This is a genomic window from Mesorhizobium sp. M0571 (genome assembly GCF_040320985.1).
Classification (GTDB): Bacteria; Pseudomonadota; Alphaproteobacteria; order Rhizobiales; family Rhizobiaceae; genus Mesorhizobium.
This window is the reverse complement of the sequence record NZ_JAMYQT010000010.1, coordinates 94080-115604: the sequence shown is the minus strand read 5'-3', so window position 1 is coordinate 115604 and position 21525 is coordinate 94080. Positions and strand designations below refer to the sequence as shown.

Below are 21525 nucleotides of genomic sequence, written 5' to 3'. Positions count from 1 at the left end.
TGGGACAACGACATGCAAAAACAAGAACGTGAAGCGCGTCGGTTTGGATCTCTGCGGCGCGCTTTAATTTGCCAAATTGCCGCGGGGTAAGCCGACCCGTCGCCGCCTAATCGATTGAACATATAGCGATATGCGCTAGCATGGGCTGGGAGGAACGGTGAAAGCCGGTATGATCATAGCAACCGCACGAGAGGCAGCATGACGCGCGCGATGACAACCGAAGCTCCTCTGCCCACACTCGAAAACCCGGATCCCAAGACACTCGCCGACGAAGTCTTGCAGGCCCTCAAATACAGGGTCGGCAAGGGCACCAGCGTTGCAACGCAGTACGATTGGCTCACCGCCTCGATCAAGGTTGTGCGTGACCGCATCGTCGATCACTGGATGCAGGCGACGCAAGAGGCCTACGCCCAGCAGGAAAAGCGCGTCTATTACCTCTCGCTGGAATTCCTCATCGGCCGCCTGATGCGCGATGCCTTCTCCAATCTCGGCCTGATGGACAATATGCGCGAGGCGCTGTCGTCGCTTGGCGTCGACCTCGACATCATTGCTGCGCTCGAACCGGACGCGGCCCTTGGCAATGGCGGTCTTGGCCGGCTCGCCGCCTGCTTCATGGAAAGCATGGCGACCGTCAATATCCCCGCGCATGGCTACGGCATTCGCTACGCCAACGGCATGTTTCGGCAGGAGATCCATGACGGCTGGCAGGTCGAACTGCCCGAGACATGGCTCGATCACGGCAACCCCTGGGAGTTCGAGCGCCGCGAGCGCTCCTTCGAGGTCGGCTTCGGCGGCTCGGTGGAATCGATCACCTCGAAGGACGGCAGGCTCGAGCGCCATGTCTGGAAGCCGACCGAACATGTTCTGGCTGTCGCCTACGACACGCCGGTGGTTGGCTGGCGGGCCAACCGCGTCAACACGCTGCGGCTGTGGTCCGGCATGCCGATCGATCCGATCCTGCTCGACAAGTTCAACGCCGGCGATCACATCGGCGCACTCGCCGAAAGCAACAAGGCCGATGCCTTGTCGCGCGTCCTTTACCCGGCCGATTCCCACAAGGCCGGCCAGGAGCTGCGGCTCAGGCAAGAGTATTTCTTCTCCACCGCCTCGCTGCAGGACATCGTCCAGCGCCATCTCAGCCAGTATGGAGACCTTAAGTCGCTGCCCGACAAGGCGGCGATCCATCTGAACGACACCCACCCGGCGATCGCCGTGGCCGAGCTGATGCGCCTGTTGATGGATGTCCACGGCATGGATTTCGACCAGGCCTGGAGTATCACCAAGCGCACCTTCGGCTACACCAATCACACGCTGCTTCCCGAAGCGCTCGAAAGCTGGCCGGTGCCGCTGTTCGAGCGGCTGTTGCCGCGCCACATGCAGATCGTCTACGCCATCAACTCCGAAGTGCTGCTCGAGGCGCGCGCCTCCGACCAGTTCTCGAACGAGCAGATCAGCCACATCTCGCTGATCCAGGAAAATGGCGAGCGCCGGGTGCGCATGGGCAATCTGGCCTTTGTCGGCTCGCACTCGATCAACGGCGTCTCGGCGCTGCATACCGAGCTGATGAAGGAGACGGTGTTTGCCGATCTCCACAAGCTCTACCCGGACCGCATCAACAATAAGACCAATGGGATCACGCCGCGGCGCTGGCTGATCCAGTGCAATCCCGGCCTCACGGCACTCACCCGCGAGGCGATCGGCGACGGCTTCCTCGACGACATCGACGAGATAAAGGGGCTCGACCCTTTTGCCGAAGACGCCGCCTTCCGCGACAAGTTCGCTGCCGTCAAACGGGCGAACAAGGCACGGCTGGCCAATCTCGTCGCCGACCGGCTCGGCATCAAGGTCGACCCATCGGCGCTGTTCGACATCCAGGTCAAGCGCATCCACGAATACAAGCGCCAGCTCTTGAACATTCTCGAAGCGGTCGCGCTTTACGACCAGATCCGCTCCCATCCGGAGCGCGATTGGATGCCTCGCGTCAAGTTCTTCGGCGGCAAGGCGGCGCCCAGCTATCACAACGCCAAGCTTATCATCAAACTTGCCAACGACGTCGCCAGGGTCATCAACCGCGACCCGGCGGTGCGCGGCTTGCTGAAAGTGGTGTTCGTGCCGAACTATAATGTCAGCGTTGCCGAGATCATGATGCCGGCCGCCGATCTTTCGGAGCAGATATCGACCGCCGGCATGGAAGCGTCCGGCACCGGCAACATGAAGTTCGCGCTGAACGGCGCGCTGACCATCGGCACGCTCGACGGCGCCAATGTCGAGATCAAGGAATGCGTCGGCGACGACAACATCTTCATCTTCGGCCTGACTACCGATGAGGTCGCCGAGCGGCGCAACAATGGCTACGATCCGCGCGCCGTGATCGAGGGATCGCCTGAATTGGCGCAGGCGCTTGCCGCGGTTTCGTCCGGGGTCTTCTCGCCTGACGATCCGGACCGTTATCGGGACCTGATCAACGGCCTCTACCAGAGCGACTGGTTCATGGTCGCTGCGGATTTCGATGCCTACGCCGCCACCCAGCGCGATGTCGATGCCGTCTGGCGCAACAGCCCGGACTGGTACGCCAGAGCCATCCGCAATGTCGCCCGCGTCGGCTGGTTCTCGTCCGATCGAACGATCCGCCAATATGCGAAAGACATCTGGCACGTGCCCGCCTGATATGATTGCATGAGGCCACGAACAATGTAGCCCTAGTGGAGTGAATTTGACCTTCGCATCCGATGGAGGGTCATGCGGCATGCGAATGTCGAATTAAAAACTCCACTAGAAACATACACTTGGTGCCCGGGGAGGGTCACTGCCTGATGAGCAAGCCGCGCGCGACCGTTGCGACAAGCGGGCCGGATGGACTGGCGCCAGCCGGCGATGTCGCGGCGATTGTCGCCGGCACGCATGGCGACCCGTTTGCCGTGCTCGGGGTGCATGAGGCGGAGAAGGGCTTTGTCGCCCGCTGCTTCGTCCCTCATGCAGAGTCCGTCACCGCCTATACGCTGACCGGCAAGAAGGCTGGCGAGCTGTCGAGGCGCGACGATCGCGGTTTCTTCGAAGGCAGACTGTCGCTGCGCAAACGCCAGCCGCTGCGCTATCACGCCAGGAATGCCGGCGCTGACTGGTGGCTGACCGATCCCTATTCTTTCGGTCCCGTACTCGGCCCGCTGGACGACTATTACATCGCCGAAGGGTCGCATCTCAGGCTGTTCGACAAGCTCGGCGCCCATCTCATCGATCATGAGGGTGCGTCCGGCGTGCATTTCGCCGTGTGGGCGCCCAATGCAAGGCGCGTCTCGGTGGTCGGCGACTTCAACGAGTGGGACGGCCGCCGGCACACCATGCGCGACCGTCGCGATACCGGCATTTGGGAGCTGTTCATTCCCGACATCGGCGCTGGCCGCCCTTATAAATACGAGATCATCGGGCCGGATGGCGTGAGATTGCCGCTCAAGGCCGATCCGTTCGCCTTCAAGTCCGAACTGCGCCCGGCCACCGCTTCAGTGACGGCGCTGCCGCCGGCGCATGAATGGGGTGACGAGGCGCACCGGAACTACTGGCGCAATGCCGACCTTAGGCGCGAAGCCGTATCGATCTACGAGGTCCACGCCGGCTCATGGCGGCTTCACGACGATGGCAGCTTCCTGTCATGGGACGAACTCGCTGACCGGCTGATCCCCTATGTCGTCGAGACGGGTTTTACCCACATCGAATTCATGCCGATCTCCGAACACCCTTATGACCCGTCCTGGGGCTACCAAACGACGGGTCTTTATGCGCCGAGCGCCCGCTTTGGCGATCCGGACGGTTTTGCCCGCTTCGTCGACGGCGCCCATCGTGCCGGCATCGGCGTTATCCTCGACTGGGTGCCTGCGCATTTCCCGGTTGACGAACACGGGCTGGCAAAGTTCGACGGCACCGCGCTCTATGAGCATGCCGATCCGCGCAAAGGCTTCCATCCCGACTGGAACACCGCGATCTACAATTTCGGCCGTCGCGAAGTGGTTTCGTTCCTTGTCAACAATGCGCTGTTCTGGGCCGAAAAATACCACATCGATGGTCTGCGCGTCGACGCGGTCGCCTCGATGCTTTATCTCGATTATTCGCGCAAGGCGGGCGAATGGATACCCAACGAGAAGGGCGGGCGCGAGAATCTCGAGGCGGTCAGTTTCCTCCAGCGTATGAACAAGGAGGTCTACGGCCACCATCCCGGCGTGATGACGATCGCCGAGGAATCGACCTCGTGGCCGAAAGTCTCGCAGCCGGTGCATGAAGGCGGACTGGGCTTCGGCTTCAAGTGGAACATGGGCTTCATGCACGACACTTTGGAGTATTTCTCCAAGGAGCCGATCTTCCGCAAGCATCACCACAACGACATCACCTTCGGCCTGGTCTACGCCTTCAGCGAGAATTTCGTGCTGCCGCTGTCCCATGACGAGGTCGTGCACGGCAAGGGCACGCTGCTTAACAAGATGGCCGGCGACGACTGGCAGAAATTCGCGACGCTGCGCGCCTATTACGCCTTCATGTGGGGCTATCCCGGCAAGAAGCTGTTGTTCATGGGCCAGGAGTTCGCGCAGCGCCGCGAGTGGAGCGAGGCGCGCGCGCTCGACTGGAACCTGCTCGATTTCCGGCTCCACCGTGGCGTCTGGCAGACGGTGCGCGACCTCAACTATCTCTACCGCTCGCGCCCGGCGCTGCATGCCCGCGACTGCGAGCCGGAGGGCTTTTCCTGGCTGATCGTCGATGACAGCGCGAATTCGGTGTTTGCCTGGCTGCGCAGCGCGCCGGGCGGCAATCCGGTCGCCGTCATTTCCAACTTCACGCCGGTGCCGCGCGACAATTACCGCGTGCCGTTGCCGCAGCCCGGAAAATGGCGCGAGATCATCAACACCGATGCCACGGACTATGGCGGTTCCGGCAAGGGCAACAGCGGCGCCGTCGAGGCCCAGGCGGAAGCGGGAGGAGGCATTTCGGCGACGATGCTTTTGCCGCCGCTGTCGACGATCATGCTCGAATTCGTCCCGGACTGAGCTATGTCCTTGAACGAATAATGTGGGAGGATAAGAATGGCTGAAATAAAACGAACCCAGCCGCTGGCACGCGACGCCATGGCTTATGTGCTGGCCGGCGGCCGCGGCAGCCGGCTCAAGGAACTGACCGACCGCCGCGCCAAGCCGGCGGTCTATTTCGGCGGCAAGACGCGCATCATCGATTTCGCGCTGTCCAACGCGCTCAATTCCGGTATCCGCCGCCTCGGCGTCGCCACCCAGTACAAGGCGCATTCGCTGATCCGCCATTTGCAGCGCGGCTGGAACTTCCTGCGGCCCGAGCGCAACGAGAGCTTCGACATCCTGCCGGCCAGCCAACGCGTCTCGGAAACGCAATGGTATGAGGGCACCGCCGATGCCGTCTACCAGAACATCGACATCATCGAGGCCTACGGGCCGGAATACATGGTCATCCTTGCCGGCGACCACATCTACAAGATGGACTACGAGCTGATGCTTCGCCAGCATGTCGAGGCTGGCGCCGATGTCACCGTCGGCTGCCTCGAAGTGCCGCGCATGGAAGCCACCGGCTTCGGCGTCATGCATGTCGACACCAAGGACACCATCATCTCCTTCATCGAAAAGCCCGCCGATCCGCCCGGCATTCCCGACAAACCGGATTTTGCGCTGGCCTCGATGGGCATCTATGTGTTCAAGACCAAGTTCCTGATGGAGCAATTGCGTCGCGATGCGGCGGAGCCCGGCTCGAGCCGCGACTTCGGCAAGGATATCATCCCCTACATCGTCGAGCACGGAAAGGCGATCGCCCATCGTTTCGCCAAATCCTGCGTGCGCTCGACCGCCGAGAACGAGGCCTATTGGCGCGACGTCGGCACGGTCGACGCCTATTGGGAAGCCAATATCGACCTGACCGACATCACGCCGGAACTCGACCTCTACGACCGCGACTGGCCGATCTGGACGTATGCCGAATTGAAGCCGCCGGCAAAGTTCGTCCATGACGAGGATGGCCGCCGCGGGTCGGCCGTCTCGTCCCTCGTCTCGGGCGATTGCATCGTCTCGGGCGCTTCGCTGAAGCGAAGCCTGATCTTCACCGGCGCGCGCATCAATTCCTATTCGACGCTGGAGGAGGTCGTCATGCTGCCCGACGTTCATGTCGGCCGCAACGCCAGGCTGAAGCGCGTGGTCATCGATCACGGCGTCAGGATTCCGGAGGGGCTGGTGGTCGGCGAGGATCCCGTCCTCGACGCCAAGCGTTTCCGCGTTTCGGAAAAAGGCATCTGCCTGGTCACGCAGGACATGGTCAACAGGCTGGGATCGTAGTGCATGCAGGTTCTGTCGGTGACGCCCGAGATCTTTCCGCTGGTCAAGACCGGCGGGCTCGCCGACGTAACCGGCGCCTTGCCCGTGGCACTGGCCGGCAACGGCGTCGCCATGCGCACGCTCGTCCCCGGCTATCCCCAGGTGATGGACGCCTTCAGGAAAAAGAAGGCGGTTCAACAATATCCGCTGCTGCACGGCGGCAAGGCTTCGGTGCATGCCGTCCAGATCGCCGGGCTCGACCTGTTCGTGCTCGACGCGCCGCATCTTTTCGACCGTCCCGGCGGCCCATACGGCAATGCGACCGGCGCCGACTGGCCGGACAATTGGCGGCGGTTCGCGGCGTTGAGCCGGGTCGGCGGCGACATCGCCGGCGGCGCTATCTCGGGCTACCTGCCCGATATCGTCCATGCCCATGACTGGCAGTCGGCGATGACGCTCGCCTACATGCGCTACGGCAAGGCGATCGGCACGCCGTCGATGATCACCGTGCACAACCTCGCCTTCCAGGGCCAGTTCGGCGCCGGCATCTTTGGCGAGCTTGGCCTGCCGGCGGCGGCGATGGCGCTCGACGGCGTCGAATATTATGGCGGCGTCGGCTTCCTCAAGGCCGGCCTGCAGGCCGCCTGGGCGATCACCACGGTCAGCCCGACCTATGCGCAGGAAATCCGCTTGCCCGAATTCGGCATGGGCCTCGACGGGCTGATCAACATGCGCTCCGTCGATCTCCATGGCATCGTCAACGGCATCGATACCGAGATCTGGAACCCGGAAACTGACAAGCATCTGGTTTCCAACTACACAGCAAAGACGCTCAAGGCGCGGATGCCCAACAAGGCCGCGGTCGAGGATCGCTTCAACCTCGATCGCGACGACAGCCCGATCGTTTGCGTCGTCAGCCGGCTGACCTGGCAAAAGGGCATGGACATATTGGCGGCGGCCGTCGACGGTATCGTCGCGGCAGGTGCGCGGCTGGCAATCCTCGGGTCCGGCGATGCCGGTCTCGAAGGCGCATTGCTTGCAGCCGCAGCCCGCCATCGCGGCCGCATCGGCGTCGTCGTCGGCTATGACGAGGGGCTCTCACACACCATGCAGGGCGGCTGCGACGCCATTATCATCCCGTCGCGCTTCGAACCCTGCGGGCTGACGCAGCTTTACGGGCTGCGCTATGGCTGCGTGCCGGTCGTCGCGCGCACCGGCGGCCTTGCCGACACGGTCATCGATGCCAACGAAGCCGCCATCTCGGCCGGCGTGGCGACCGGCTTCCAGTTTGCGCCGGCCAAGGCCGGCGCCCTGCTGCATGCCATCCGCCGCCTTGTCGAGGCGCATGCCAACCCCACGGTCTGGACGTCGATGCAGCGGCAAGGCATGAAGGCCGATGTGTCGTGGGACAAAAGCGCCGAAAAATATGTCGAACTTTATCGCTTGCTGCTTTCGAAAAGGGCTGCCTGACGCATGATCCGCACTGTCGCTACCAAACCCTATACCGACCAGAAGCCCGGCACCTCCGGGTTGCGCAAGAAAGTCCCGGTGTTCCAGCAGGAGCACTATGCCGAGAACTTCATCCAGTCGATCTTCGACGCGCTGGAAGGGTTCGAGGGCAAAACCCTGGTGATCGGCGGCGACGGCCGCTTCTATAACCGCGAGGTCATCCAGAAGGCCATCGCCATGGCCGCGGCAAACGGCTTCGGCAAGGTGATGGTCGGGCAGGGCGGTATATTGTCGACGCCTGCCGCTTCGCACGTCATCCGCAAATACAAGACCTTCGGCGGCATCATCCTGTCGGCCAGCCACAATCCGGGCGGCCCGCATGAGGATTTCGGCATCAAATACAATGCCGGCAATGGCGGCCCGGCGCCGGAAAAGCTGACCGACACGATCTTCGAAAAAACCAAGGTGATTTCCAGCTTCAAGATCGCCGATATAAACACGGTCGATATCGATACGATCGGCACGGTGAAGGCGGGTGACATGACCGTCGAGATCATCGATCCGGTCGCCGACTATGCCGAACTGATGGAAAGCCTGTTCGATTTCGACGCCTTGCGGCTTCTGTTCAAATCAGGCTTCCGCATGCGCTTCGATGCCATGCATGCGGTGACCGGTCCCTATGCCAAGGAGATCCTCGAAAACCGGCTCGGTGCGCCCAACGGCACCGCCCGTAATTTCATCCCGCTGCCGGATTTCGGCGGCCACCATCCCGATCCCAATCTGGTCCACGCAAAACACCTCTATGACGAGATGATGGGACCGGACGCGCCCGATTTCGGCGCCGCCTCCGACGGCGACGGCGACCGCAACCTGATCATCGGCAAGGGCATTTTCATCACCCCATCGGATTCAGTGGCCATGCTCGCCGCCAATGCCCATCTGGCGCCGGGCTACAAGGCGGGGCTGAAAGGCATCGCCCGCTCGATGCCGACCAGCGGTGCCGCCGACCGGGTCGCCGAAAAACTCGGCATCGGCATCTATGAAACGCCGACCGGCTGGAAGTTCTTCGGCAATTTGCTCGATGCCGGCATGGCGACGATCTGCGGCGAGGAAAGTGCAGGCACCGGCTCCAACCATGTCCGCGAAAAGGACGGCCTGTGGGCCTTGCTTTTGTGGCTCAACATCCTTGCCGTGCGCGGCGAAAGCGCTAAGCAGATCGTCACCCAGCATTGGGCGGCCTACGGCCGCAATTACTATTCAAGACACGACTACGAGGAAGTCGAGACCGATCGCGCCAATGCGCTGGTCGACGAACTGGGCGCCAAGCTGGGCTCGCTGCCTGGCACCAGCGTGCGCGGCATGACGATCGCCAGCGCCGACGATTTCGCTTATCACGATCCGGTCGACGGCTCGGTCAGCAAGAACCAGGGCATCAGAGTATTGTTCGAAGGCGGCTCGCGCGTCGTCTTCCGCCTGTCCGGCACCGGCACCTCGGGCGCGACGCTGCGCCTTTATGTCGAGCGCTACGAGCCGGACAAGAGCCGTCACGATCTCGACACCCAGGAGGCGCTTGCCGATCTGATTGCGGCGGCGGACGACATTGCCGGGATTCGCAGCCATACCGGCCGCGCCAAGCCGAGCGTGATTACGTGAGCCTATCCGCGTTGCCGATCGGAGGGCTGGTTTCCTGGCGCAGAAGCTTGACAGGTCGGATGTGCTTGCGCTGACGGATCGCACGCCTTGGAAATCGGCCAAAACGCCCATCGCTTCGTCATCCTGGGGTCTGCGCGACGGAGCTTCGCTCCTGCTTCGCCCAGGGATGACGAAGTTGGGAAGGCCTCGGCCAATCCCGAACCTTTGCGATGCTCCACAACAAGGTTGGCGCGCGTGAGCCAGCTCGGCGCAACCATCACCAAAGAAGGCATTCGCTTCGCCGCATGGTCCTCGTCGGCTCGGCGCATCTGGGTCTCGATTTTCGACGAGCGAGGCAACCGCGAGATCGACCGGCTTGAGCTCCAGCCCGAAGGCGAGGGCGTGCATACGCTCTTTGTTGCCGGTCTCGCCGCCGGCACCCGATACGGGTTCCGTGCCGACGGCGACTACGCGCCGGAACAGGGTTTCTGGTTCGATCCCGACAAGCTGCTGGCCGATCCCTATGCCGTCGAGATCGACAGCCCCTACAGATATGACAGCCGGCTGGCCGCGCGCCGGAGCGAGGGGGCCGACACCGCGCCGCTGATGCCGAAGGCGATTGCCGGCGCCTTGCCGGAACCCTTGGCCGCCTTGCCGCCTCTGTTTCGGCCCGGCGGCCTCATCTACGAGGTGCCGGTGCGCGCCTTCACAAAACTGCATCCGGACATTCCCGAGAAGCAACGCGGCACCATTGCAGCCCTCGCTCATCCCCTTGTTATCGAGCATCTGCAAAAACTCGGTGTCGCAGCCGTCGAGTTGATGCCGGTGACTGCATCGATCGACGAACGGCATTTGCCGCCGCTCGGGCTGCGCAATGCCTGGGGTTATAATCCCGTGACCTTCATGGCGCTCGATCCACGACTGGCGCCCGGCGGTCTGGCCGAGTTGCGCGGAACGGTCGTCGCGCTGCGCGACGCCGGCATCGGCACCATCCTCGACCTGGTGTTCAACCACACTGGCGAAAGCGACCGGTTTGGGCCGACGCTGTCGCTGCGCGGGCTCGACAACCGCGCCTACTACCGGCACGCGCTGGACGGCACGCTGGTCAATGAAACCGGAACCGGCAATACGGTCGCCTGCAGCCATCCGGTCGTCCGGGAAATGGTCCTCGACACGCTTCGCCATTTTGTCCAGCACGCCGGCGTCGACGGATTCCGCTTTGATCTGGCGACGATCCTTGGCCGTGTCGACGGCGTTTTTGACCCCGATGCGCCGCTGCTGAACGCCATTCGGAACGACCCTGTTCATGGCGACCGGGTGCTGATCGCCGAGCCTTGGGACATCGGACCGGATGGCTATCAGCTTGGCAATTTTCCATGGCCCTTCCTCGAATGGAACGATAAATACCGTGACGATATCCGCCGCTTCTGGCGCGGCGACAGCGGCATGATCGGTGCGCTGGCGACCCGGCTGGCGGGGTCGTCCGAGGTCTTTGCCAGGGCAGGCCAGGCGACCAGCCGCAGCGTCAACTTCATCGCCGCGCATGACGGCATGACGCTGGCCGATATAGTTGCCTATGAGCACAAGCACAACGCGGCCAATGGCGAACAGAACCGCGATGGCCACGACAACAACCTGTCCTGGAACAATGGCGTCGAGGGCGAGACCAACGACCGGGAGATCGATACGGCCCGTTTCGATGACCGGTGCGCGGTGCTGGCGACGCTTTTTGCCTCGCGCGGCACGATCATGCTGACGGCGGGCGACGAATTCGGCCGCACCCAGCGCGGCAACAACAACGCCTACGCGCAGGACAATGACATCACCTGGCTCGACTGGGCCGGGCGCGATCAGGCGCTCGAGCAGTACACGGTTCTGCTTGCCGCTATGCGTCGTGCCGCGCCGGCGCTTTTGGACACAAGCTTCCTGACCGGAGAGCCGCCTGCGGGCTCGGAAATGCCAGACGTCGCCTGGCTGGCGGAAACCGGCGTGCCGCTCGACGAGGCAGCCTGGCATGACGCTAGGCGGCATCGGCTGGTCATGGTTCTCGGTGGCGATGAGGACAGTCGCCTTGCGGTGATCATCAATGGCGACCGCCGGGCCTGCATGTTCACGCTGCCGGAACGGGCGGGTTTTCATTGGCGCCCAGCCATCGAAACGGATAGTGGCGATATCTCACGGCCGGTGTCGGGGCGAACGGTCATATTCATGATCGAACGCAGCGCCGCGCAGGCGGGCGCAGGGGAGAGCCATGATGGCTGACAATGCCGAATGGTGGCGCGGCTGCGTCATCTACCAGATCTATCCGCGCTCCTTCCAGGACACGACAGGCCACGGCAGCGGCGATCTCAGCGGCATCACCTCGAGGCTGGCCCATGTCGCATCGCTCGGTGTCGACGCAGTTTGGCTGTCGCCTTTCTTCAAGTCGCCCATGGCCGACATGGGCTACGACGTTTCGGATTACTGCGCCGTCGATCCGATGTTCGGCGCATCAGAGGATTTCGACGCGCTGGTTGCCGAGGCGCACCGGCTCGGCCTGAAGGTGATCATCGACCAGGTCTTGTCGCATTCGTCGGATCGGCACGAATGGTTCGTCGAGAGCCGCGCCAGCCGCGACAACCCCAAGGCCGACTGGTACGTCTGGGCCGATGCGAAGCCCGACGGTAGCGCGCCCAACAACTGGCTGTCGCTTTTCGGCGGTCCTGCCTGGGAATGGGATGCGAGCCGCAGGCAGTATTACATGCACAATTTCCTTGCCTCGCAGCCGGACCTGAATTTCCACAATCCGGAGGTGCAGGACGCCTTGCTGGAAACGGTACGGTTCTGGCTCGAACGCGGCGTCGACGGGTTTCGGCTGGATACGGTCAACTACTATGTCCATGACCGCTGGCTGCGCAGCAACCCGCCTTTGGCGGAAAGCGTCGCCGGCACCAATACGGCAACCAGCACCTATCTCTATCAGGAGCATCTGTTCGACAAGAGCCAGCCGGAAAACCTGGCTTTCCTCAGGCGATTCCGGGCGTTGCTTGACGAATATGAAGGCCGCGCCGCCGTCGGCGAGATTGGTGACGAAAGCCGTTCGTTACAGACGCTCGCTGCCTACACCGGCGGTGGCGACAAGCTCCAAATGTCCTACACGTTCGACCTGCTTGGCCCGCAATTCTCCGCGGCGCATGTGCGCGGCTGTGTCGAGGCCTTCGAGAGTACGGTGTTCGACGGCTGGGTTTGCTGGGCGTTCTCCAACCACGATGTCGTGCGCCATGTGAGCCGCTGGACAAGGCCGGGCAGCGATCCGGACAGGGTGGCGAAATTCTCGATTGTGCTGCTTTCTTGCCTGCGCGGATCGATCTGCCTCTACCAGGGCGAGGAACTCGGGCTGGACGAGGTCGAACTGGCGTTTGAGGATTTGCGGGATCCTTTCGGCATCCGCTTCTGGCCGGGGATCAAGGGGCGGGATGGATGCCGCACGCCGATGGTCTGGGAGGCTGGCGCCGACAATGCCGGCTTTTCAACCGGCAAGCCGTGGCTCCCAATCGCGGCAAGCCATCGCGCCCGCGCGGTCGACGTCCAGGCCGGCGTGCAAACCTCCGTCCTGGCGAGCTACCGGGCGATGCTGGCCTTGCGCAAGCAGCATCCGGCGCTGGTTCGAGGCTCGATCCGGTTTTTCGATGCCGAGGGCGACGTCCTTGCCTTCATTCGAGAAGGCGGTGACGAAAAGCTGCTCTGCGTCTTCAATTTTGCCGACGAGCCGGCCAGCTGGCCATTGCCGCAGGATCTGGATGCGATAGAGCCGATAGATCTTGGCGGTACTGCCGGCGTCTTGCAGGAAAGAACTCTGTCGCTGCCGCCGCTCGGCTGCTTCCTCGGTCGGATCGGCTGACCTCTATTGATCTTATTGAACGAGTGCGGAGCGCCCGCAAGTCGCACCGACAACCCGCACATCGGCCTCGCCGACATGCACGCCAAGCGCCGCAAGCACGTTATAGACCAGTGCGTCGACTGGCGCCGTCACGCCGTTCAGAAGCGTTACCACCGCCGGCTTAACTGTTCCGAGCAGCGCGGTCACGTCCAGCCCGAGGCCCAGCGCATTGACCGAGAGCGACAACCCGCTGACCAGTGACGTGGTAAGCGATTGCGTCAGGTTCTTTGTGGCAACAGTTTTTATCGTCTTGTTGGCGATATCGGTGCTGTCGAAGGTCAATGTGGTCGGGTCGTTGTTGGTAATAGCAAGTGATGAAGAACCCTTCACATCGAGCAGATTGAGGGTGAGCAGCAGAAGCTTCACGCTTACCTGTGCAATCGTGGCATCGGAGAACGATTGCGGGTTGCTGAAATCGGCGAAGGCGGATGAGCTGTTGTCGGCGTCGCTGGCGGCAAGGTGCAGCGAGGCCACGCCGGGCTGCGCGGCAATGGAAACCTTCAGGCTTTCTGGCCGGCCCGTCGGGCAGCTGATGTCGGTCAGCTTGGCTTCCGCATAGGCCACTTCGGCATGCAGCGGCAGGTTGACCGACAGCAGACTGACGCCGCCGCCGAGATTGGAACTGCCGATACCGACGGTGGCGACCAGCTTGATTCGTGTCTGGGCGGTGCGCACCACGGTGCCCTTTTCACCGACCGCCAGCCAGGGCGAGTATTGCATGGGTTCGCCGATGGCGATGGCAAGCGTGGTGGAGGTAAGCCCCGGAATGGTGGCACCGAGATTGACCTGGACCTGGTTTGAGCCATTGGCCAGCGCAGCGGCGGCGCCGAGCATGCCCATCGCGCTTGCGTCGACGGAAAAGCCGGCCGGCTTTTGCCCAAGCCCGAGGCTGCCAATCGAACCAAGATCGACAAGATGATTGAGCGGTATCTTGACCGTGTTGGTGGCCCTCGACGCGATCGTCTGCAGCACAAGTTTGCTCGAACTGCCTGACCCAGAAGCGTTGGCCATCGCGGTCGCGATCTGGCCTGCCGTTGCTTTCGAGGCTAGCACGTCGGAATAGGTGACGCCGGTCAGTTGCAACTGCACCGCAAGGGCATCGATGAACGAAAGCACGTTGACGTCGGCCGAAATCAGCGCGTTGTAATCCATAACGGAGAGCGAGATGTTGCCGCCTAGCAGCCCACTGAGAAGCGCGTTGAGAATGCCGCCATTGACGCTGAGAAGCCTGGACCCAACCGAGAACATGGCTTGCGGGGTGATACTGGCGGTGGCTTCGGTGCCGACGACCGGTGTGGGGATGAGCGAGCTGGCGAAGTACCGGGCGGGGATTTTGCGCAGAGTGACGCGAACGGCGTTGTAAGGCGTTTTGCCGGCTTCGAAGCGCTTATCGACGCCAACCGAGGACGCCGCTGAATATCGGCCGCCGGTGACCGATATGACGGTTTTTCCAAGCGTAGGAACGATTGTCTGATCCGGCTTTTGAACAATGATGCCGGGCATCCGGTTGTCACTGAGCGTGGTTACCGCCGCGGCTTCCATATTGTTGATGTTCGACGCCGCGGTGATCGCCGCCAGATCGGTCATCGCCTGGGCTTCCCTGCGCTCCGTGTAGATCGAACCTTCGTCGACAGCGAAGGCCGCCAGCCCCAGCGCGAACGGTGCTATCAGCGCCGTCATGACGGCAAAGTTCGCCTTCACGTCGCCAAGCATCGAGCGCCCGATCCGGCCGATGCTGCTCAGCAAGAAGTGCGACATTTCAAATGCCTCCAATCCTGATGGTCGACCTGCGTGAGATCGTGGTTTGCGGCATGGCAAGGCTTGGCAACAGGCTCCAGATCGGCAGGTTGCTGGCATCGTACTGGATCGACACGACGAACTGATTTCCATCGGCCGTGCTGTCCGTGGCCTGATAGGTCAGCTTGCCGGCATCGACGAAGGGGTATCCACTGGCGTTGTTTTTGACGAAACCCGCCACCAGCGCTTGGCGCTCGGTCTGGTTCAATCCGGCAATTGCAGTGCGGGCGGCATCGGCGGCGATTTGCTGCAAGGAGTTGCTTGCACCAAAATAGATACCATATGCAACCATTCCGAGTACCAGCAGGATGAAGATCGGCGAAAGCAGGGCGAATTCGACCGCGGAAGTTCCGGATTCGTCTCTGATTTCGCGTAGATTTGCCCTTATTTGAGGTGCTATCTTACGCTTCAACGCGACAGTTTTACTGTCTATCTTGTTCATTGCCCTTGCCCACTGGAACATAAGGTCGACGTGCAGAACCCATCGAAATTTGTAACCCTTGGTTGCCTAAGAACGGATTAAGACATTCCGGCAAACTGAAGTGATCGGCCAGATTATTTTCCCCGAGGTGAGCGGTTCCGGTGAGGAAACCCAGCCAAGCTCATGGTTTCGATTAATGATTGGCCGGTTGCAAAGCGACTGTCCCGGCGCCTTACTTTGGGTTACCCCGAGAGTCTGTTGAAATAAAAAATCTCCACGTTACTGTTTGGCCACCAGCTACCGGAAAGGGAACCGGCTGCGCGCTCGAAAGGAACCAACCAATCGGTTTCGGGGCGTCAACACTTAGAGACGTGGCTGAAGGGCGACGTCATTAGGGAGAACTCCATGCTGAAACATATGCTGAAGGCGACGGTATTCGCCACGACCATGGTCTTGGCCGCCGGTGCGTTCTACACGCCGGCTTTCGCCGAAGTCGTCTATAACAGAGGCACCGCCGCCGAATCGGAGTCGGTCGACCCGCACAAGACCTCGACGGTCTATGAAGCCAACGTCTTGCGTGACCTGTTCCAGGGGCTGACCATGCAAGATCAGAAGGCCAACCTCATTCCGGGCGCAGCCGAGAGCTGGACGGTATCGGACGACGGCACCGTCTACACCTTCAAGCTGCGCAAGGATGGGCTCTGGTCGGACGGCAGCCCGGTGACCGCCAATGACTTCGTCTATGCTTTCCAGCGGCTTGAAGACCCAGCCACCGGCGCCGAATACGCTTCGATGCTCTATCCGGTGAAGAATGCCGAAGAGGTCAACACCAAGAAGGCCAAGCCGGAGGAGATGGGCGTCAAGGCGATCGACGCAAATACGCTGGAAGTGACGCTGAAGGCGCCGACGCCGTATTTCCTGGAGATGCTGACCCACCAGGCGACCTATCCGGTCAACAAGGCTTCCATCGAAAAGCTCGGCGCCGACTGGATCAAGCCTGGCAATTTGGTTTCCAACGGCGCTTACACGCTGGCCGAGTGGGTTCCCAACGATCACATGAAATTGGTCAAGAATTCAAAATTCTGGGACGCTGCAAACGTCAAGATCGATGTCGTCAACTACATCCCGACCGAAGATCGCTCGTCGGCGATGAAGCGCTTCGAGGCCGGTGAACTCGACAGCTATGACGATCTCCCGACTGAACAGCTCGCCGACCTCAAGACCAAATTTGGCGATCAGATCCACGTCGGGCCATACCTCGGCACCTACTACTATGCGATCAAGACCGACAAGGCGCCGTGGGATAATGTCGAGCTACGCACCGCCATCTCGATGGCGATAGATCGCGATTTCATCGCCGAAAAGGTCTGGCAGAATTCGATGCTGCCCGGCTATTCGATGGTGCCTCCGGGGATCGAGGGCTACACGCCGGCAATGGCTAAATACGCCGACATGTCGCAGATCGACCGCGAGGACGCTGCCAAGAAGATCCTCGAGAAACTCGGCTATACGCCTGAGCATCCGCTGAAAATGCAGATCCGCTACAACACTTCGGAGAACCACAAGAACACAGCGGTCGCCATTCAGGAACAGCTGAAGCCGCTTGGCGTCGAGATCACACTCCTCAATACCGACACCAAGACCCACTACTCCTTCCTCGAGCAGAAGGGCGACTATGACGTGGCGCGCGCTGCCTGGATCGCCGACTACAAGGATCCCGAAACCTTCCTCGGCATCTCCCGCAAGGCCAGCGGCAACAACTATTCGGTCTACAACAGCCCGCAATACGAAGCGGCGATGGACAAGGCGGCCGCCGCCGGCGGCAAGCCGGAAGAGCGGATGAAGGAACTCGCTGAAGCCGAGCGCATCCTCATCGACGAGGTCGGCAATATTCCGATCCTCTACTATAGCTATCACGACATTGTTTCGTCGAAGCTTCACGGCTTCGTCGACAATGTGATGGACGTGCATCCGTCCCGCTTCATCTCCAAGGATTGATCCTTGGCCAAACCGCCGCCTCGTTCGGGGCAGCGGTTCTGGTTGCCGGCGTATGACCACGAAAGTCAGAATCGAGTTTCGCTGGCGATCATGCGCAAATCAAAGTGCTGTGGCGTCTTTGCCTGTCCAAAAGGACGCGCGGCACGATAGGCAAGCGGGGCACCGATGCTGCGTTACGTATTCCGGCGGCTTCTGACCGCCATTCCGACGCTGTTCGTCATCGTGACCATGGCGTTCTTCCTGATACGCGTCGCGCCGGGCGGCCCGTTCAACCAGGAGCGGGGCCTGAGCCCCGAGATCAGGGCCAATCTCGAAGCTCAGTTCGGCCTCAACGATCCGCTCTGGTTGCAGTACGTCCACTATCTCGGCAATCTTCTGCGCGGCAATTTCGGCCCCAGCTACAACATGCCGGATTTCACCGTCGGCGAGTTGTTCAAGGAGGGCCTGCCGATCTCAATCCAGCTCGGCGCTTCGGCGCTCATTCTGGCGCTGCTCCTCGGCAGCGTGCTCGGCACTGTTGCCGCGCTCAACCAGAACAAGCTTGCCGACTATTCGGTGATCGCGCTGGCGACCGCCGGCAGCACCATTCCGACCTTCGTCATCGCCCCGGTAATCCAGCTTGTATTCGGATTGACCTGGAAGCTCCTGCCGATCGGTGGCTGGGGCGATGGAGCCCTTATCAACAAGATCGGCCCGGTACTGACGCTCGCTCTGCCGCAGATCGCCATCGTTGCCCGCCTGATGCGCGGCTCGATGATCGAATCGCTGCAATCGCATCACATCCGCACCGCGCGCGCTCTCGGCCTGTCCGGCTGGTCAGTCGTCGTCAAGCATGCGCTGCGCGGCGCCATCCTCCCGATCGTCTCCTTCACCGGTCCGGCAGCTGCAGCCCTTCTCACAGGCTCGATCATCGTCGAGACCATCTTCTCTATCCCGGGCATCGGCCGCCATTTTGTCGTTGCCGCGCTCAACCGCGACTACACACTGGTGATGGGGACGGTGGTGGTCATCGCGCTCTTCACCATTGTCTTCAACCTGATCGTCGACGTCCTCTATGGGGTCGTCGATCCGAGGGTGCGCTATGACTGATATCGCAGTTGCCGCACCGGTCGTCGGCCGATCTCTGTGGGGTGACGCCTGGGCGCGCCTCAAGGCCAATCGCGCGGCCATGTTCAGTCTCTATTATCTTGCTTTCATTGCCCTCATCAGCGTGTTCGGTCCCTGGTTCGTGCCGCATCAATACACAACCATCTATGCCGACTATGTCCGCACGCCGCCGAGCTTCTCCGCCTATCCGAAGATCGACATGATCGAAGGCGCTCTCGATGAGGCGATCAGGCGCATGCGCGTCGACATCAAGGATTGGCGGCAGGAAGGCGATCGTATCTTCGTCACCGTCAGGTCGTCCAAGCCGATCGACGACCGCAACATCCGCTACCTTGATCGTTCCGATACCTTCGACGGCACAAAGATCGAGAGCAAATCGCCGGATGGTCTCGAAATGGTGATGAGTGCATCGATCAAGCAGCAATATTTCCTGTTTGGCACCGACAACACCGGCCGAGATCTGTTGTCGCGAACGCTGATGGCCGGGCGCATATCGCTGGCCATCGGCCTGCTTGCCGGCGTTGTGGCCGTGGTCATCGGCGTGCTCTACGGCGCCACTGCCGGCCTTGCCGGCGGCAGGGTCGACGAGGTGATGATGCGTATCGTCGACGTGCTCTATTCTTTGCCGTTCATCTTCTTCGTCATCATGCTGGTGGTGTTTTTCGGCAGGAACTTCGTGCTGATGTTCCTGGCCGTCGGCGCGGTGCTGTGGCTCGACATGGCGCGCATCGTGCGCGGACAGGCGCTGTCGATCCGCAGGCAGGAATATGTCCAGGCGGCGGAGGCGATGGGCGTCGGCCAGCGCGGCATTCTGCTGCGCCACGTCATCCCCAATTTGCTCGGGCCGGTGGTGATCTACATGACGCTGCTGGTGCCGCAAGTCATCATCCTAGAGAGTTTTTTGTCGTTCCTCGGGCTTGGCGTCCAGGAGCCGATGACCAGCTGGGGCGTGCTGATCTCGGTCGGCGCCCAGAACATCGGCTCGGCCAACTGGTTGCTTTTGTTTCCGGCCTTCTTTCTCGTCTCGACGTTGTTCGCGTTGAATTTCGTCGGCGACGGGCTGCGCGACGCGCTCGACCCCAGGGATCGTTGAGATGGCTGCTTCCGAAACGATCCTCAGCGTCAAGGACCTTCGCGTCCGCTTCCGCACCCTCGACGGCGCGGTGGAGGCGGTGAAGGGCATCAACATCCACGTCAAATCAGGCGAGAGCGTTGCCGTCGTCGGCGAATCCGGCTCAGGCAAGAGCCAGACCATGATGGCGGCGATGAGCCTGCTGGCCTCGAACGGCGAGGCCACCGGGACCGTCGACTACCGCGGCCGCAACCTTTTGACGCTGAGCAAGCCCGAGCTCAACAAGATCCGCGGCCGCAAGATCAGCATGATCTTCCAGGAGCCAATGACTTCGCTCGACCCGCTCTATTCGATAGGCAACCAGCTGATCGAGCCGATCCGCAAGCATCGTGGACTTGGCGCCACCGAGGCACGCGAAGAGGCACTCAAACTTTTGCGGCTGGTCCATATTCCCGATCCGGAGCGGCGGATGAAATCCTACCCGCACGAGATGTCGGGCGGTCAGCGCCAGCGCGTCATGATCGCCATGGCGCTGGCCAACGACCCCGACATATTGATTGCCGACGAGCCGACGACGGCGCTCGACGTGACCATCCAGGCGCAGATCCTCATGCTGCTCGCCGAATTGCAACGCAAGCTCGGCATGGCGATCGTCTTCATCACCCACGATCTCGGCATTGTCAGGCGCTTTGCTGACCGGGTCTATGTGATGCGTTACGGCGAGGTGGTCGAGGAGGGCGAGGCGGAAGCGATCTTCGCCAACCCGCAGCACGCCTACACCAAGATGCTGCTCGCCGCCGAGCCGACCGGCACCAAGGCGCCGCCGCCTCCGAATGCCCCCATCCTGCTCGAAGGCAGGAACGTCGAAGTGACCTTCAAGATCGGCGGCGGCTTTCTTGGCGGAGAACCGCTGATATTGCGCGCCGTCGATCGCGTTTCGATCCGGCTGAAGCGCAACCAGACCATCGGCATCGTCGGCGAATCCGGTTCGGGAAAGTCGACGCTCGGCCGCGCCTTGCTGCGGCTCCTGCCCAGCGACGGCATCATCCGGCTTGGCGACCGCGACATCTCCCACGCCGACCGCCAGGCGATGCGGCCGCTGCGGCGCGAATTGCAGCTGGTCTTCCAGGACCCGTTCGGCTCGCTGTCGCCGCGCATGACCGTCGGCCAGATCATCACCGAAGGGCTACTGGTCCACGAGCCCAATTTGTCGGGCAGGCAGCGTGATCTCCGCGCGGTAGAGGCCTTGCTCGAAGTCGGGCTCGACCCCAACACGCGCAACCGCTATCCGCACGAATTCTCCGGTGGTCAGCGGCAGCGCATCGCCATTGCGCGTGCCATGATCCTGAAGCCGAAAGTGGTGGTGCTGGACGAGCCGACCTCGGCGCTGGACCGCTCCGTGCAGAAGCAGATCGTCGAATTGCTGCGCAAGCTGCAGGCCGACCACGAGCTGTCCTATCTGTTCATCAGCCATGACCTCGCCGTCGTGCGCGCCATGGCCGACTACATCATTGTCATGAAGCAGGGCAAGATCGTTGAAGAGGGGCCGGCCGAGGCGATCTTCAGCAATCCGCAAGCCACCTACACCCAGACGCTGATGGCCGCGGCTATCGACGTGACGCGGTTTCGCCTGAGCGCATAGCGCGATTGGTCAGAACTACAGCGGATGGGGGTTGTTTCGGGAACAAAAACAGCTAAGCCGCTGTTTTTTCTGGTCGGAGTGGCAGGATTTCAGCCTGCGTTCCCAGCGGCCAAACGAGTGTTGCTCACCGGCCGTTCAATAGTATCAGTCACTTACACGCGTCGTCTCACCCTTTTT

The 21525-nt window shown here is 61.8% G+C and carries 13 protein-coding genes; 11 read left to right on the top strand and 2 right to left on the bottom strand.

All coding sequences use genetic code 11. The features are described 5' to 3' along the window. Nucleotides 1-198: 198 nt before the first annotated feature. The 7 genes from NKI85_RS14435 (at nt 199) to bglA (ending at nt 13272) form a co-directional block, all read left to right on the top strand. Entirely contained in the window at nt 199-2667 is a 2469-nt protein-coding gene (locus NKI85_RS14435) for a glycogen/starch/alpha-glucan phosphorylase (RefSeq protein WP_352776848.1), read from the top strand. 146 nt (nt 2668-2813) lie between these two features. Beyond that, the gene (gene glgB / locus NKI85_RS14430) at nt 2814-5030 is read left to right on the top strand and encodes a 1,4-alpha-glucan branching protein GlgB (RefSeq protein WP_352776847.1); all 2217 of its coding nucleotides are present in this window, start codon (nt 2814-2816) and stop codon (nt 5028-5030) included. Nucleotides 5031-5066: 36 nt separating this feature from the next. Beyond that, nucleotides 5067-6332, top strand: a complete 1266-nt coding sequence (gene glgC / locus NKI85_RS14425; protein ID WP_352525595.1) for a glucose-1-phosphate adenylyltransferase — start codon at nt 5067-5069, stop codon at nt 6330-6332. Between the two features lie 3 nt (nt 6333-6335). Beyond that, a complete protein-coding gene (gene glgA, locus NKI85_RS14420; protein WP_352776846.1) occupies nt 6336-7781 on the top strand; it encodes a glycogen synthase GlgA in 1446 nt (481 codons plus the stop codon). Nucleotides 7782-7784: 3 nt separating this feature from the next. Further along, nucleotides 7785-9413, top strand: coding sequence for an alpha-D-glucose phosphate-specific phosphoglucomutase (locus NKI85_RS14415; protein WP_352776845.1), 1629 nt, complete (start codon nt 7785-7787; stop codon nt 9411-9413). 234 nt (nt 9414-9647) lie between these two features. Further along, complete coding sequence (gene glgX / locus NKI85_RS14410; RefSeq protein WP_352776844.1) at nt 9648-11654, top strand: glycogen debranching protein GlgX; 2007 nt, start codon at nt 9648-9650, stop codon at nt 11652-11654. Continuing rightward, nucleotides 11644-13272, top strand: a complete 1629-nt coding sequence (gene bglA, locus NKI85_RS14405) for a beta-galactosidase BglA (protein WP_352776843.1) — start codon at nt 11644-11646, stop codon at nt 13270-13272. Before glgX ends, bglA begins: the two co-directional genes overlap by 11 nt. A 12-nt stretch (nt 13273-13284) precedes the next feature. On the opposite strand, the gene NKI85_RS14400 is transcribed toward bglA, so the two are convergent. Further along, on the bottom strand, nt 13285-15069 hold the full coding sequence (locus tag NKI85_RS14400; protein ID WP_352776842.1) for a pilus assembly protein TadG-related protein: 1785 nt from the start codon (nt 15067-15069) through the stop codon (nt 13285-13287). Nucleotide 15070: 1 nt separating this feature from the next. Then, nucleotides 15071-15550: a TadE/TadG family type IV pilus assembly protein gene (locus tag NKI85_RS14395; protein WP_352776841.1), complete on the bottom strand. Its 480-nt coding sequence runs from the start codon at nt 15548-15550 to the stop codon at nt 15071-15073. A gap of 384 nt (nt 15551-15934) precedes the next feature. On the opposite strand from NKI85_RS14395, the gene NKI85_RS14390 reads away from it, so the two are divergent. The 4 genes from NKI85_RS14390 (at nt 15935) to NKI85_RS14375 (ending at nt 21348) form a co-directional block, all read left to right on the top strand. Continuing rightward, entirely contained in the window at nt 15935-17527 is a 1593-nt protein-coding gene (locus tag NKI85_RS14390) for a peptide ABC transporter substrate-binding protein (protein WP_352525603.1), read from the top strand. Nucleotides 17528-17692: 165 nt separating this feature from the next. Next, on the top strand, nt 17693-18616 hold the full coding sequence (locus NKI85_RS14385; RefSeq protein WP_352525605.1) for an ABC transporter permease subunit: 924 nt from the start codon (nt 17693-17695) through the stop codon (nt 18614-18616). Next, the gene (locus tag NKI85_RS14380; RefSeq protein WP_352525606.1) at nt 18609-19727 is read left to right on the top strand and encodes an ABC transporter permease; all 1119 of its coding nucleotides are present in this window, start codon (nt 18609-18611) and stop codon (nt 19725-19727) included. The genes NKI85_RS14385 and NKI85_RS14380 overlap by 8 nt, the downstream gene beginning before the upstream one ends. Before the next feature lies 1 nt (nt 19728). Beyond that, nucleotides 19729-21348 (top strand): ABC transporter ATP-binding protein, encoded by a 1620-nt coding sequence (locus NKI85_RS14375; RefSeq protein WP_352525607.1) that lies wholly within the window; start codon nt 19729-19731, stop codon nt 21346-21348. Nucleotides 21349-21525: the final 177 nt, after the last annotated feature.

Excerpts from the sequence above, each read along its gene's own strand:
- NKI85_RS14390 (WP_352525603.1), top strand. The coding sequence starts at position 15,935 with ATGCTGAAACATATGCTGAAGGCGACGGTATTCGCCACGACCATGGTC.
- glgA (WP_352776846.1), top strand. The coding sequence starts at position 6,336 with ATGCAGGTTCTGTCGGTGACGCCCGAGATCTTTCCGCTGGTCAAGACC.
- bglA (WP_352776843.1), top strand. The coding sequence starts at position 11,644 with ATGATGGCTGACAATGCCGAATGGTGGCGCGGCTGCGTCATCTACCAG.
- NKI85_RS14435 (WP_352776848.1), top strand. The coding sequence starts at position 199 with ATGACGCGCGCGATGACAACCGAAGCTCCTCTGCCCACACTCGAAAAC.
- NKI85_RS14415 (WP_352776845.1), top strand. The coding sequence starts at position 7,785 with ATGATCCGCACTGTCGCTACCAAACCCTATACCGACCAGAAGCCCGGC.
- glgC (WP_352525595.1), top strand. The coding sequence starts at position 5,067 with ATGGCTGAAATAAAACGAACCCAGCCGCTGGCACGCGACGCCATGGCT.
- NKI85_RS14395 (WP_352776841.1), bottom strand. The coding sequence starts at position 15,550 with ATGAACAAGATAGACAGTAAAACTGTCGCGTTGAAGCGTAAGATAGCA.
- glgB (WP_352776847.1), top strand. The coding sequence starts at position 2,814 with ATGAGCAAGCCGCGCGCGACCGTTGCGACAAGCGGGCCGGATGGACTG.
- NKI85_RS14375 (WP_352525607.1), top strand. The coding sequence starts at position 19,729 with ATGGCTGCTTCCGAAACGATCCTCAGCGTCAAGGACCTTCGCGTCCGC.
- NKI85_RS14400 (WP_352776842.1), bottom strand. The coding sequence starts at position 15,069 with ATGTCGCACTTCTTGCTGAGCAGCATCGGCCGGATCGGGCGCTCGATG.
- NKI85_RS14385 (WP_352525605.1), top strand. The coding sequence starts at position 17,693 with ATGCTGCGTTACGTATTCCGGCGGCTTCTGACCGCCATTCCGACGCTG.
- NKI85_RS14380 (WP_352525606.1), top strand. The coding sequence starts at position 18,609 with ATGACTGATATCGCAGTTGCCGCACCGGTCGTCGGCCGATCTCTGTGG.